Annotated in this window: 10 protein-coding genes; 7 read left to right on the forward strand and 3 right to left on the reverse strand. The window is 37.7% G+C overall.

Annotated features, from left to right (window positions below):
* Positions 1-107: 107 nt before the first annotated feature.
* From V1500_RS11240 to V1500_RS11250, 3 genes are all read left to right on the forward strand, one after another.
* Complete coding sequence (locus V1500_RS11240; RefSeq protein ID WP_409305623.1) at positions 108-254, forward strand: hypothetical protein; 147 nt, start codon at positions 108-110, stop codon at positions 252-254.
* Between the two features lie 91 nt (positions 255-345).
* Entirely contained in the window at positions 346-897 is a 552-nt protein-coding gene (locus tag V1500_RS11245) for a hypothetical protein (protein WP_409305624.1), read from the forward strand.
* Positions 898-1,246: 349 nt separating this feature from the next.
* A complete protein-coding gene (locus tag V1500_RS11250; protein ID WP_409305625.1) occupies positions 1,247-1,456 on the forward strand; it encodes a hypothetical protein in 210 nt (69 codons plus the stop codon).
* A gap of 360 nt (positions 1,457-1,816) precedes the next feature.
* Here the strand turns inward: V1500_RS11250 and cspC are convergent, their stop codons facing one another.
* Together cspC and V1500_RS11260 are read right to left on the reverse strand one after the other, a co-directional pair.
* On the reverse strand, positions 1,817-2,017 hold the full coding sequence (gene cspC, locus V1500_RS11255; protein WP_101634077.1) for a cold shock protein CspC: 201 nt from the start codon (positions 2,015-2,017) through the stop codon (positions 1,817-1,819).
* Between the two features lie 1,610 nt (positions 2,018-3,627).
* A complete protein-coding gene (locus tag V1500_RS11260) occupies positions 3,628-4,122 on the reverse strand; it encodes a CarD family transcriptional regulator (RefSeq protein WP_409305626.1) in 495 nt (164 codons plus the stop codon).
* Positions 4,123-5,394: 1,272 nt separating this feature from the next.
* Here V1500_RS11260 and V1500_RS11265 point away from each other — a divergent pair.
* Positions 5,395-6,840 carry a DEAD/DEAH box helicase gene (locus V1500_RS11265; protein ID WP_409305627.1) on the forward strand — a complete coding sequence of 482 codons (1,446 nt, stop codon included), beginning with the start codon at positions 5,395-5,397 and terminating at the stop codon, positions 6,838-6,840.
* A gap of 658 nt (positions 6,841-7,498) precedes the next feature.
* Here the strand turns inward: V1500_RS11265 and V1500_RS11270 are convergent.
* Positions 7,499-8,458 (reverse strand): TRM11 family SAM-dependent methyltransferase, encoded by a 960-nt coding sequence (locus V1500_RS11270; RefSeq protein WP_409305628.1) that lies wholly within the window; start codon positions 8,456-8,458, stop codon positions 7,499-7,501.
* An 881-nt stretch (positions 8,459-9,339) separates the two neighbouring features.
* Here V1500_RS11270 and V1500_RS11275 point away from each other — a divergent pair.
* The 3 genes from V1500_RS11275 to V1500_RS11285 are packed head-to-tail and all read left to right on the forward strand — an operon-like array spanning position 9,340 to position 13,028.
* Entirely contained in the window at positions 9,340-10,833 is a 1,494-nt protein-coding gene (locus V1500_RS11275) for a spore germination protein (protein ID WP_409305629.1), read from the forward strand.
* Positions 10,834-11,958 carry a GerAB/ArcD/ProY family transporter gene (locus tag V1500_RS11280; protein WP_409305630.1) on the forward strand — a complete coding sequence of 375 codons (1,125 nt, stop codon included), beginning with the start codon at positions 10,834-10,836 and terminating at the stop codon, positions 11,956-11,958. It abuts the gene before it with no gap.
* Positions 11,955-13,028 carry a Ger(x)C family spore germination protein gene (locus V1500_RS11285; RefSeq protein ID WP_409305631.1) on the forward strand — a complete coding sequence of 358 codons (1,074 nt, stop codon included), beginning with the start codon at positions 11,955-11,957 and terminating at the stop codon, positions 13,026-13,028. The genes V1500_RS11280 and V1500_RS11285 overlap by 4 nt, the downstream gene beginning before the upstream one ends.
* The last annotated feature ends 1,589 nt before the right edge of the window (positions 13,029-14,617 follow it).

Consider the following 14,617-nt stretch of genomic DNA (forward strand, 5'->3'; position numbering starts at 1 on the left):
GTTTTTTACATATTTTACCGATTGAAGGTTTTGTCGAAAATCTTTTCATTATAAAAATAAGGGTATATAAGGAATAAAGTGTCACCTTTAAAGGAGAAATGCTTCAAATGGAACTCATCATCCATGAAATAGAACGATTAGCTGATGATTATAAAAGATGCGATAATTTGTTGATAAAGGAACAAATATACGAGGATATGAAGCTTCTAGCTGAAGCTTTGTTTCTATCTCAGGATAAATTACCGCCTTCATAACCTTCTATATAGAAAAAATCTCACCTTTTACATTCCTAGTTATTTGGTTGGATTATTACGACAGATAAATAATAATTTTGGTGAGTTGTTTATGGAACAAGAACTCCTGGAATCACTGAAATTACTCCAAGAAGAAAATAAGAAATTAACTAAACAAGTCAAGCAGTTAGAAACATTATTAAAAAATATTTCGGTACCAATCATTCCGTCAATACTACCCGACACGATTTTATTCCCATTTGCCGGAGAGTTGTCTGCTATCAGATTTAATCTTATAATTCCCCAAATATTAAACCATGCAAATAAGGCAGATATAGACTCAGCAATTGTTGACTTTACAGCTATGTCCATCAATGAAATAAACGATTTAAACATCCTGGGACACTATCTTCAAAACTTAACTGCATCATTACATTTACTCGGGGTTCAGGTGCTGGTCTTTGGATTTACACCTGAATTTGCTCGAGAATTGGTTATATCGAAATTGTCATTCATTAATGAAATAAATACATTTTCTAATTTTAGAAATGCACCTGAATATCTCATGCAGAAAAAAGGGATAGCTTTTACAAAAGTAAATAAAACTAAAAAAATTTCTCTTCCCATAATCTTCTTAATATCTTCTAAGTGCCGGCCTTGGTGATCTGCCAAGTCCTTTTTTCTCCTATGAATTATGAATCGGCTCACAGTTGCCTTCCAGAAAAATAGGAACTGCCTTGAGACGAGACGGCAAACTTCCTTTATGATAATGCGGAAAATACAGCAGGTACTGAAACTGGTTGTATTCAATCTGGGAGTACGTAAAAGTTAAGACTGATACCACCATTGATTAAACAATATTTTATTATAATGCATAAGCTACTTTTACAATATAGTGATACAAATTGGATATAATGGTATGATAGAAGTTGAGATGGACAAAATCCTTAAAGTGGATTGGAGGAATGGTGTCACCTTTTGTCTAAGCTTAGATATAAAAGGAGTGTTGATAAATGACCACAATGACTACCATCACTTTCGCAAATAATCAAAAGGAATTGGATCGAAAAATTGAGCGTATTACTCAAGATCACGAACGTATGAACCCTAAAAGCAAAGTGGAGATCTCTTATTTAGATCCTAAACAGGAAGAAATTCATTTTCTTCCCCACCAAACTATCCAATTTTTAATTGGCATACAAGTAATGGATTCGGTAAAGTGAGACCGTAATCCAATATGAAATCACATAAAAATCCACCAGAATTCCTTATCGGTGGATTTTTTGAATTTTTAACCCTATTGCGTCTATATTATAAGCCTTGAGAAATCCTCGTAGAAATAGAATGCCCACTATTTAAAAAGAGGAAAAAGATTCAGGTCTTACTCTAAAAGTAAAAGAAATAACGTATATCTTCCGCAAATTCTCAATCCGTATGTTATACTGTAAACAACCTTTTAAGCTTTAAATCTTTCTACCTTTACCTGTACCATCTCCCTATTCGAACATTGAGTAGGGTTTTTTTATCAGCTTGAGAACATAAAAAAACAGGCTATATAGCCTGTTTTTTTGTTTAATTTGAGATTAAGCTTTTTGAACGTTAGCAGCTTGAGCTCCGCGTGGACCTTGCTCAACGTCAAAAGTTACTTTTTGACCTTCGTCTAAAGATTTGAAGCCTTCACTTTGGATGGCAGAGAAGTGTACGAATACATCGTCTCCATTTTCACGTTCGATAAAGCCAAAACCTTTTTCTGCGTTAAACCATTTAACTGTACCTTGTTCCATTTTTATTGCCTCCTAGTGCGTTCACACACAGTGTATTACTATCCTTGCCTGCCCAAAGTGATTCAAGACTAAAAGTCTATATTGATGCCATCCCTTTACACCGAACAAAAATAATTCTTGTTTATTATAACAGGAGACGGATATTATTGCAAATCATTGGGCTATTCCTACGATAGTACTTTTAAATAAACCAATTTTAAAGTTGTTGCTATTCCTGCATCTTATGCGGATTATAAAGGCAAAGGACAGACGTATAAGAGTAGGTGTTTTACGTCCTAAAGTAAGAAAAAACTCAAGAAACAGGCTGATCACTTCGGAGTTCATGTTTTTTAGTCAGGACCGTAAATTTGGTGTTGAAGTTAAATTTTCTTTCTCCAGGGATTCCGAGATCCTAATTTAACTTCTTGTGTTAAGTATTTGTGATTAAATGGTATTTATACAGGCGTACAACTAAAAAACATGCAGACCGCCATCTATGTCACGAAAAGTCCGGAGCAGAGTTTGACTGTCAGCCCAGTTGCAGGTATTGACGTAGCCAGAGGAGGAGTGAAGTTCAGGCTTTTAGATAAGGTAAAGCTTTATGGAAATAACTACGATTTAGTTTATATACCGATGAACACTTCCTGATATAGCTTAAAAATACTTTTTAACCACAATAAAGAAAAACCTTCCATAAATGATCCGGAGGGTTTTTGGTATGTATAAAATATTATAGCGTATAAAAATTAATGTTTGAGAGAAAGTTATTGCCATCCTATTAGCTAGTTTACTGGAATACAGATGGTGCTGATAAGGGTCTCGTTTCCAATAGAAAACGTAGCATTTCTTGGCGTTAATGAAGGCTGTGCAATGGGAGGGAGCATTTTGGGAATTTTCAGCGATTTATACTGGGATGCGGGCTGGAACAGGAAGAGCCAGAACCAAAAAACATAGAAGCCCCAGTACCTTACCACGCAGCATTATTCTATACCCAGTAATCCACCAACCCCAGGAAAGGTTCCCAAAATGTGACCAAAAAACCGTGTATAAAAAAGGAATAAATCATTTAGATTAGTGTTTATTAGTTACCGACATATTTGCAAGTCCTGCAAGGGTTTGCTTTTTTTATTGAAGACTCAAGTAAGATGCAAAAGTGTTCAGACATTTGCTATAACAGGCTCGTTTTTATTATTTTAGGCTTGAAGGGGTGAATCATGGGATAGTTGTTAACTGTGTGCCAAAATTGACCTAATTAATCTGGCAGTATGAATCATCAGCTGAAAGTGCCGAAAATACGCAGACATATCAGTTAGTTTCCTTAAGTACATCAAAAAGATTAAATATATTTACAAGACAATTCTAGTAGAATCACGTCCAATTATGAATCGAAACAATGATGGCTCAGCTGTATAGTGAGTAATACACCGATTGAAATAATATAGTTATGTGGCGAGGATATTGTCTTACCAAAGGGAAAGGAATTTAAAAGGGATCACCATCATAATAAATGGTTTTGTTCAAGGTTATCGAAATGACAAAAGAGGTTGTATGTTGCGAATATGAGCCGGAGAAATATCAAAAAACAAGGAACAGGAATTATGCTTATCGGAGTATTTAATGCACCGTTTGTTCTAGCCGTTGATGATGGTTTTCAACAAATCAGATGCTTGCACCTCAGTTATTCCTCTGATTAATCCTAACTCGCCAACTAAAATCTTCTTGGCGTTCTGCAACATTTGTTTTTCGCTAGAATTAAGAGTTTTTTCACTTTGGATGCGCGTTAAATCACGTACCACTTCAGCACCTTCTTGTAATTTTCCTGTTCTCATTTTATCTGAGTTGATCTGGTATCTTTGTTTCCAGGATAATGACCTATCGGATTCTCCTTGATTAACAATGTCTAATACATTTTCCATGGAAATCTTATTTTCAACCGAACGTATGCGTAAATTGGTAACATTCTTGATTGGGATGAGAACTTGCATATTATTCATCAGCATTTTAATTACATAATATTTCTGGGTTTGTCCTTGTATTTCTTTCTCTTCAATTCCCTCTATTACACCTGCTCCATGCATTGGATATATAATTTTATCGCCAATTTGAAACAAATAATCCACCTCCACGTATCATATTACCATGATAACATTTTTTACAATTTTAATCAAACTAAATATAATATCATTAAGGTAAATAAATATCAATAGTTTTTGATTATTTTCAGGCGTTGATTATTAAATTGTTTTTCCTAATTCTATCTTAAAAAAATTATAAACAATAGCATAGATTAAAATTATTCTTCTTAATGGATTTCTTGGGAAATGTTAAATATACAGTATATAAAGCTGGGATGGTGATAAAATAGGATAATGTTTGAGGTTTGCTGAGTTCGCAGTAACATGCTTAATGTTTTTTTCAACGCCCATAACACACTGGAAGGGGTTGCCACCAGGCCTTCCTGGATTAGTGTGATAGCAATCTGTTGGAAATACAATAATTACCAAAATAGCTGCTGGGAAATTGACGCTGTTTCACAAATGTGACAGATTTTTAGTAAAGAAAAAAAGAGTGCTTAAATCGCCCGTTAGTAACATTCCATACATAAAGCTCTCCAATTGTGTAATTTAATTCTTTAGATATGGTCATAGCATTATTTGTTACTTAAATAGTCACTTAGTGTCGATTATGAAATGCCCGTGTTAGCAGCTATGTATGGGTAGACATATAATGACTTTTGGAAATGGGCAAAAGAGAATTTTTCCTCTTCGTCTCAAACCGTAAAAACTCAATACATCTATCACCGGGAGGCACATGTTCCTCTCTGCCTTAACTCGGCAGTAGAATTTGCGGATTATGTGGATATTCTAACCGTTTGCCTTTGCATTATGTTTTCCTATCTTATCTTGAATAGCATAACATTCATCAAGCTTTGTGTTGTATTCTAATAAAGGTGTTTCAAGATTATTTTTTTTGTTTTGTAATGGGTGGAACTGACATCTCGCTTTCGTATAGTCCGATGGAAAAAGAAAGAATTTCAAGTGCATGTAACACCTATGACCATAGGCTCGACGGAATTTTCTTACCGATAATACAACATTCGGTAACAGTCAGAAGAAAAAAATAGCAATATCCTTTTAATAATGAATTTAGGGAGTTCAATGTGAAGGTTAGGTGCAACTCGTCCTGTAAACTGGAGAAGTTTATAGGTGTCCGCTATACTGCACACATTAGTCCCATTACAAAAAAACGATAGATGCCAGCTGGTTATGTATTTCGAAATTAAATGTCAATTTGTGTGGTATTTCAAGTATAATCAATCATAATCAGATTTAGCATATGATAGTTCTTTGAGAAACCTATATATAAGTTCGGATAATACAAATAAACGAGGTTAAATCATGAGTGACAGAAGTTTTAAGGATTATAATTTAAGCGATGAAATAAGAAGAGCACTTGATTTGTTAAAATATAGTACACCTACAGAGGTTCAGAGTGAAGTAATCCCAATAGCAATGGAAAATCAGGATCTTGTTGTAAAATCTCAAACAGGAAGTGGCAAGACTGCATCCTTTGGTATACCTATTTGTGAAATGATTGAATGGGAGGAAAAAAAGCCGCAGGCGTTAATTCTTACACCAACAAGAGAACTGGCTGTTCAAGTTAGGGAAGATATAACGAATATCGGAAGATTTAAACGGATCAAAGCTATGGCCGTCTATGGAAAAGAACCTTTTGTGAAACAAAAAGAAGAATTGAAACAAAAAACACATGTAGTTGTTGGTACACCCGGACGTGTCATGGACCATATCGAAAGGGGTACTTTAGTTTTAAACCAAATAAAGTATCTTGTCATAGATGAAGCTGATGAAATGCTGAATATGGGTTTTATCAATGAAGTGGAAGCGATCATTAAAGAACTTCCTTCAAGCAGAGTAACGATGGTCTTTTCTGCAACATTGCCTAAAGATGTCGAAAATCTCTGCCATAAATACATGAACAATCCTGTTAATATCGAGATCGCTTCTAGCGGCATAACAACCAGTACCATTGAACATTTTTTAATCGAAGTGAAAGAAGCAGGAAAGATTTCACTGCTTAAAGATGTTACGGTCGTTGAAAACCCAGAGAGCTGTATCATTTTTTGCAACACAAAAGAACATGTTGATAATGTGTTTACTGAATTGGAGGAATCTAATTATTCTTGTGAAAGACTTCATGGAGGATTAGAACAAGAAGATCGGTTTGCAGTGATGGAGGGCTTCAAAATGGGAAATTTTCGTTACCTTGTTGCCACCGATGTAGCTGCGAGAGGAATTGATATTGATAACGTGACACTTGTCATCAACTTTGACGTTCCAATGGAAAAAGAGAGCTATGTCCACCGAACCGGAAGAACAGGGCGTGCTGGCAATAAAGGAAAAGCCATTACGTTTTCCACACCTTACGAAGGGAAATTCCTTAAAACAATTGAAAAGTACATTGGATTTGAGATAACTACAATGGAAGCGCCGAGACATGCTGAAGTCGCTAGCGGACAAGCTGCTTTCGAAGAAAAAATCAGCGGCACCCGAGTAGTGAAAAATAATAAAACTGCCCGAATAAACAAAGATATCATGAAACTCCATTTTAGCGGGGGGAAAAAGAAGAAGATTCGAGCTGTCGATTTTGTTGGAACAATTTCAAAAATACCTGGAGTATCAGTAGATGATATTGGAATTATAACGATCCAGGACAACTTGTCATATGTGGATATTCTTAACGGAAAAGGATCACTAGTCTTACAAGCCATGGAGAAGACAACGATTAAAGGAAAGAAACTGAAAGTTAGCAAGGCGATAAAATAAAGAATACAGCAGGGCGCTTATATGGCAGTGTAGATTCAATCACATTGGTTGAAAATCAACATGACGTTGGACTATAAAGGATATTATTATTTATTATATTTGAATTTAGTGTGAGGAAAGGCATTTTTTCTTAAGGGGGACAATAGTGACAAGAAAATCACGCCAAGAAAAACCAAAGAGCCTATTAACAAGAGCCCTGAGCCTTTTAAATTAAGTATCAATGCGCCCTCGCTGTTTCAATTTATTGTCAACTGCTGACTTGACTTCGATGAAGCTTAAAAGGAAGCCACATCTGGGAATAGGGAGACTTGGCAGGGGAAAATCCACCAAGCCGTTATCAGACCGATCCAGTACAATCGCCAGCCCCGCCCACACAATTGGCCAGTTGATCGACCTATGGGCTAGGAGCCTAGTTTACATATTTAGACAGGAAAATGTTCTAGAGAACTTGAAATGGACCTGAAAAGTTATTGGAGCAATAACTTTTCAGGGTAACTATATATATGATATGGCGCATTGCTAGTTGAAGGTGGCCATATTTCGGTAGTGGAGCGACTGATTATGAAAATCAGGATACTAAATGAATCATGTTTTACAAAAATTTAACCCTTTTCAGATTGCTGCTAAATATAATCCCAGCTACAAGTTGGTTCAACCTTTATTCACAAACCAGTATTTGTCTTTCAAATGCACTTTTACCTTTCCTTATAACACAGCGGTCTGTAATTTGCAAACCAGCCTCTGCCACCATGTCATCGATTGTATCAATGGTTACAACGACATTCTTTTTGGAAAAACGGCGGGCATGTTTTAAAATCGAAAGCTGATCTTCTGGTGTAGCATGAGTATAAAGATTGTACGGCATATCGATAATTGCTACATCATAGTTTTGTGTAACTTCCGAGATGGCTCCTGTTACTACCTCTCCATGTAGTCCGAAGTAAGCAATATTCTCCCTCGAACCATTTGTTACTAAATAATTAATGTCGCGCCCAACAATATGTATTCCCATAGATAAAGCTTCCACTAAAACTGTCCCAATGCCGCAGCAAGGGTCAATTGCGTTTATACCCTCAGGATTGGGAACGGCGATATTGGCGACTGCCCGGGCTAAGCGGGTACTAAGAGCCGTAGAATATTCCCGCGGTTTTTTCAAATGGCGGAGCCAAACTGCTTCTCCTTTCAAGTACTTCCCAAAATACCATCTGCCGCCAAACGTAACCACACCAAATACCTCATCCGGATTATGAAGGTCTGCTACACCGTGAATCCGCCAGCCTATATCCCGTTCTATTTTCAGCCGTTCCTGATACTCTATTTTTTCCGGTTTTTCAAGATCATTAATTTTAACGAAGACGACCTTGAACGTTAATGCGTTCATGTGTATTTGATCAACCTGTTCCAATATGTCTGCCAGGTCTTCTCCTTCAAACATTACTTCTACACGTTCCTTGATAAATGGACTTCTGCTTGGGTCAATGATCACCGGGCTTTGTATTATGTTTTTCGAACTGTCATGACCAAAAAAAGAGCGCATTTCCAAGAGACATAGGGATCGTTCCTCTTCACTGCATACATATGTATATATAAACTCACGTGTCTGTGTAAGATTGTCCAATCGATTCTCATCCTTTATAAGCTAATTCTTGTTAATTATGGAGTTGTGTTGTAAGCCAGATTTAGCTTATCACCAGCTCAAAAACTTCTAAAGGGATAGTTTATCAGTTTTTGTTTGAATAGTGAACTCCATTAACTCAGAGAACCTTTATGTCCTGTTTATGTTCGGGGAACAATATCAAATAAGATTTATATAATGATTTCGGTTTGTTGTTTGCACAGCAAAACGAAAAACCTTCAGCCATCAGAATTAACTAAGAAATTCCTTTAAAGTGATTTTAGCTGCCTCATAAATAAAGATGATTTTTGAGTTTTATATTGTTAGTAGTATGTTACCAAAATGTACAAATATCAGTTTAATAGGAATCTGAAAAACACCTAACTTTAATAGTTACCGACGAATTTTGCAAATCCAACATATAGGGTTTGAATTTTTTGTTGAAGAGCTACAGAACTACATAGATTATTAGAGAATTTTTTTTAAGTATAGACTTCTACGTTGCCATCGTGAGGAGTGTAATAAAAATCTAAGTTTAACTGACCTGTGATTTTCCATAGTTCTCTAATTGGAAAGATGAACAATTCATTCTGGTTTTAGTATGGTTTAAGGTGTGTGCTGAGTGTACAGTCCATCATTCTTAAGCAGCGACGCTTATTCAAAGGTAAAGAGCCACGATTATTTGAGAACATTGTGGATCTTTTAGAGATCGTATATGGAACGAAGTGCAGATTACAAATAGCATGAATAACACTGGGTGTCTCCTAATTGACAGGGCGCTTTTCAACGAGGAAATGGATAAGAAAAGGCGGAATGAACATAATAAACCGGGAAAGAAAGGGCGTTTTTACGGAACTTATAAAGGATTTCAGGTGAGAAAATAAATGTTTTGGAAAAAGAAGAGCAAACGAATCCGTCATGAAAATAACGAAGGCAACCAGCTTTTCCAAAAAAATAAAGATTTATCTATAGCCGCTGTCAAGGGCCTGATTTCAAATATGTATGATGGAGAATTGATAGAACACAGGATTAATAAAGACCGGAATATAACTCTTATTTTCATCCGAACATTGATTGACGCTGAAAGGTTAAGTGAATCCATCATTGAGCCATTAAAAAATTGTTCTGAAGATATGATACATACCTGTATTACCTCAGTAAAAGCAGCTGCTCTGACCAGCCTTGATGAAGCACAGCAGCTGATGATGGTTGGCCATGTGCTCCTTGATGACGGCAAGGGAAACTGGTGGGCTGTTCCACTTGTAAATCCCTTAGGGAGAAGTATTGAACAATCAGAAGCAGAAACCATTTTATACGGTCCTAAAGACAGTTTCACCGAACAGATTGACCAAAATATCACGTTGCTTCGAAGAAGACTTCCGGTGACTGAACTTAAAACGGAGAAGTTTTCTGCCGGGTACCTGACTAAAGCGAAGGTTGTATTACTGTATGTAGAAGGAATCGCCAATCCAGATATTGTAGATATCGCCCGCAAAAAAATTTCTAAAATAAATTTTGATATGGTGATTGAACAGTCAAATCTGGCAGCGTTTATGGAGGATCACATCCATTCCGTCTTTCCGCAGTTTCAGCAGACTGACCGCCCGGATCAATGTGCCTATTCTCTGGGACTTGGGAAAATTGTCATTCTTGTGGCAAATACACCGTTTGCATTAGTTGCTCCTATCACCTTTTTTCATCTCTTTCAATCACCAGAGGACTATATCCACAAATGGATGGTTGCCAGTTTCCTGCGATGCCTTCGGTATGTAAGCTACTTGGTGTCTATTATATTAATCCCTCTGTATGTTGCGTTAACCACCCATCACTATCAGGTCATTCCGCTGCAGATTTTGTTTGTTTTATTAGAATCCAGGAGTAAACTGCCGTTTAGCCCCTTCTGGGAAGCGCTATTAATGCTTCTGATTCTGGAAATTATTAAAGAAGCCAGTTTGAGAATGCCAACAAAAACAAGCGCAACTCTGGGTACAATCGGTGGTATTGTGATTGGCCAGGCAGCTGTGGAAGCAGGGTTTGTAAGCAAGGTGTTAATTGTCTTAGTGGGAGTTGCTGCGATTGCGTCTTTTTTAGTTCCGAATTATCTGTTAAGTAAGACCAACACACTCATACAATTTGCCTTTTTAATTTTAGCATCGTTACTGGGCATTCCGGGAATTGTGTTTGGAATGATCTATATGCTCGCACACCTTAATGGTCTTACAAGTTTGAAGCAGCCATATTTTGCTCCGGTTGCGCCCCTCTATTGGAGGGATTGGATGGATTTCTTCATCCGGGCTCCTATTCCATGGATGAAAAAGCGTCCAGCACATGTACATCCTCTCTTTAGATGGAGATATAACCGAGGAGATGATCACTAGATGGGGGATTTTATATTATTTGATAAGACTGCTCAGCTTGGAAAGGGATATATTATTTCGTTCGCGAACCGTTCACAAATGCTCTATTTTGTATTATTTTTGCCAAAGTTTTTAGAGATGCCGTATTCATTATTAGGATTACTGGCAGTAGGAATCCTATCTCAGATTAACCTGATTGTCTTATCAAAGTGCCTGTCATCTAAATATGCGCAGCAGGGGTATCACGGATTCGCTGATCTTTTTGGCCGGAGGACGCTTCGTATAATAGTCTTTGCCGGGATTGCGTTCATTTTTATAAAGATGACTACGATTATTCTGGGTTATGCTGAAATCGTCCATCAATTTATTTTTCCTGCTATGCAGCGGCCGTGGCTGATCCTGTTTATTATGCTGATAAGCACCTATATTGCCAGTCAGGGGATGGAAAAAACACTGCGCTTTGGCATTATTGCTTTCTTATGTACCTTTTGGCTCATCCTGCTTTATATTCCGTTTTTCTTTCCTCCTGCAGCTGAGCTGCATGATCTATATCCTTTGATCCCCACAGATTGGTCGCATAAACCCTGGAAAGGCATATTAATGGTCTGGTCCTCTTTATCAGGACCGGAGTACTTAATTCTGGTGCTGCCTTGGATAAATTCCAAACAAAAAATGCTAAGATATTTATCGATTGCAAATGCGATTTCTATTTTAGAGTATTTGCTGCTTTTCTTGGCATGTCTGTTTTTTTTCGGAACCGATTACCTGGGGAAAATAGGTTTTCCGGTAGTTAATATGATCAGGTACCTTCAGTCACCTGTTTTTGAAAGAGTGGAAATAATCATGATTTCCCTGCAAATGTTTTACTATGTTTTCTTTATATCTGTTTTGCTGCTTTGTTTATATGGTGCCATACGCATTTCTGCAGGAACTCAGGATAAAGAAACTACACGTAAAGGTTTTTACGCTGTGTGCTTACTTGTCCTGGCAGGTGTGTTTTTCATTCAGCTGTTATATTGGAGAGAAGGAAAAGAACTAAACGGCTGGGCAAACGTACAATTATGGTCAGGTGCCATTACTTATTTACTAATTCCATCTCTCCTCCTGGCTGTCACTAAAATTAAGGGGAGGCGGTCCATTCTATGAGGGCACTCATTTCATTTATGCTTATAATAAGTAGTATTTGTCTTTTAACAGGCTGTTCTCCTTTTTCAAATGACAATACAGTTGAAGAAATTGCGCCTGTGACCTTTTTGTCCGTTGAAGCGGGAGGAGAAAAAGGTAAATTAAAAGTCTCTACATTGGTTCCTCCTGTCATGAAGGAAGATAAACAATTTTTTTCCACCAATGTCTCACTGTTAGAACAGGGAAGAAGGAGCTTTAATTTGAAATACTACCGGGAAATTAAACTCGGGCAGCTCCGTATGCTGTTTATTGATGAAAAGGTTGCCAGAAATGGAATTGTATCCTTGATTGACACGATCTTAACCGATCCAGAAGTATCTCCGAGGCTTTATCTCGTGGTATTGAGAGGTGATTTCGAAGCATTTATCAAGAATCGTATGCAGCAGCAAAAAGATTTGGATTACTATCTATACAGGATGTTTAAGCATTACGAACAGGGGCGACAGGGAGAAATTACGGTTGCAAATATTCATGAGTTTATGGAAAAAGTGTATTCTCCTTATTCAGATCCGTTCATTCCGGTATTTAAGGTGGATAAAGACAATTTTAGCTATGAGGGCACCGGATTTTTTGGGAATGGAAAGTTAAAAGGTGGTTCTGATAAGAATCAAGACCAATTTTTTCAGCTTCTTAACAACTATCATTTTCTTAAGAACATGATCATTACACCATTGGACGTCTCTCTGGGGGATGTCCGTTCACGTGTTACGACACATGTAAATCTGAATGACCATACCGTTTCATTTAAAATTCATTATAGAGGCAGAATTGATGAATACCGAGGCACAAAAGACCTGGACAAGCAGGCCAGCATATACGAATTAGTCGACGAGCTCGAGAACTATATGGAAGAAGGGACCGTTTCACTGCTGAAAAAATTGCAGGAATTGAAAGTGGATCCCCTTGAAATAGGCGGACAGGCGATGGCACCCGCTTCAAAGCCCATGTCAGAGGAAGACTGGATAAAGTTCTGGAAGAGTGCAAAAATAAAAGTTAACTGTTATTTCGAACTTGAACCTCTATCCATTTAATAGAGGGTGCAGTAAGGCTACGATACACATCGCAGCCCGTTCTTTTAATCTTGACGATCATTCTGCCGCGGCTTGTCCTTTTAAGATTTACAGGCAGGTGCTCTGGCAATCCTTGAATAGTTATTTCCTTCTGAATGGGATTTAAAAGCCGTCTGCGCTTAATCAGGTTGCTATTCGGTGCCATACCGTTCTCCCTAATTCCACTGGGGAATAAACGGAATTGATGCCTTGCAAGCTGCCGCCCCAAAGAATAAACGGGCATACAGTAGCGGGTACATCTGTTCAGCTGGTGAAGATCTGACCTAAGACATAAAGATGCTTGGTTAACTGAAGAGATTGAATCAAAAGTGGCAAAAGGGGCTAAAGAGATCGCCGTTTAGGTTATTCCCAACATATTGCATAAAGTAAGTGAAATTATTCTTATAATCAATAAGAGTTCTTGAAGGTAAAGCTTCCGTTTTTTCATGATAAAAAACTTTTCTAACATCTGCTCTAAGGTTAAAGAGTCGTTTGTATCTCCAGAAGAGAGACTTTTTTGCGCTGTTTTTAATTTTCTAACTGTCTTTTATTGCATAAAAATAACCCACCTATAAATTTTTATAGTGGGCTAAGAGAGATGGTGCACACGGTTTCGACAATCGGTCTAACTCGGTTTTGCACTTTGGACAAAAAACCGTGCAACAATATATGTTAAGAAGTATGTATAGCAAATATAAATAAACGTTGGTTATATCAACAAGGTTGGCGGGATCGTGTGGGAATCGAAACCATCAGAGACGACACGCGACTCTCATGCGCTTTTGAAGACCCTTTTGGTAAATCGCAATAAGTCATCACGCTCAATCTCCATTAGGTCAACGTTCAATCATCCACTTACACAGTTTTCGACGATAGTTACATACAGTTTTCGTTCGACTCTTACGGTTTAATCATATTAGAAGCTGGGCGAAATTGTCAACGCCAAAATAGTGTACGTTTTTGCACTCAATAACTTATTTATATCTATAAGCAGTATAAATGCCGCCTATGTAATACGCTATGAACGTTGGTATGTCGAAGTTAGCCGGTTACATAACGTTACATCTGAACGGATTCATACCCCGAACACATCGGCTGCACGCTTCTGGCGAATGCCCGTCCTAAACTCCACACCCTTACGTAATAGTATGCAGGATTCTATGCAGTCAGCCGAGCGTGAGGACTAACGTAGGAATGCGGGTTGAAGGGCTGCGTATTTTTCGTTGATATATCTAGAGTGTTATAACCCGGTATAACCTGCGCCCCGACTGCGTTCTAACGATTGCGTGAATGTAACAAAAAGTGATTGTGTAATATTCGATATGCAGTATTCTGCGAGGTCTATGCAGCGATAGGGGGCGGGTTGGGGAGCGGCCTTTATTCCTTGGGCCATTGATGATTGCGATTAGTCTGCGCTGAGAATTGCCTCGGTGGCAAAAAAAATTCCGGAATCAATTTTTAATTCCGGGGTCACTACGAATATTTTAACGTGAAAAGCACACGATAAAAATGACGCTGTGAAGCTTCTACCAATCACTAAGTAGTTGTTTTTTTTCTCACAGAGAGGCTAT

This window comes from Peribacillus sedimenti (assembly GCF_046237635.1).
In the GTDB taxonomy this organism is placed as follows: domain Bacteria; phylum Bacillota; class Bacilli; order Bacillales; family DSM-1321; genus Peribacillus; species Peribacillus sedimenti.

Bases quoted from the DNA above. Each gene is read 5' to 3' on its own strand.
- V1500_RS11240 (WP_409305623.1), top strand. From the start codon at position 108: ATGGAACTCATCATCCATGAAATAGAACGATTAGCTGATGATTATAAA.
- V1500_RS11245 (WP_409305624.1), top strand. From the start codon at position 346: ATGGAACAAGAACTCCTGGAATCACTGAAATTACTCCAAGAAGAAAAT.
- V1500_RS11250 (WP_409305625.1), top strand. From the start codon at position 1,247: ATGACCACAATGACTACCATCACTTTCGCAAATAATCAAAAGGAATTG.
- cspC (WP_101634077.1), bottom strand. From the start codon at position 2,017: ATGGAACAAGGTACAGTTAAATGGTTTAACGCAGAAAAAGGTTTTGGC.
- V1500_RS11265 (WP_409305627.1), top strand. From the start codon at position 5,395: ATGAGTGACAGAAGTTTTAAGGATTATAATTTAAGCGATGAAATAAGA.
- V1500_RS11275 (WP_409305629.1), top strand. From the start codon at position 9,340: ATGTTTTGGAAAAAGAAGAGCAAACGAATCCGTCATGAAAATAACGAA.
- V1500_RS11280 (WP_409305630.1), top strand. From the start codon at position 10,834: ATGGGGGATTTTATATTATTTGATAAGACTGCTCAGCTTGGAAAGGGA.
- V1500_RS11285 (WP_409305631.1), top strand. From the start codon at position 11,955: ATGAGGGCACTCATTTCATTTATGCTTATAATAAGTAGTATTTGTCTT.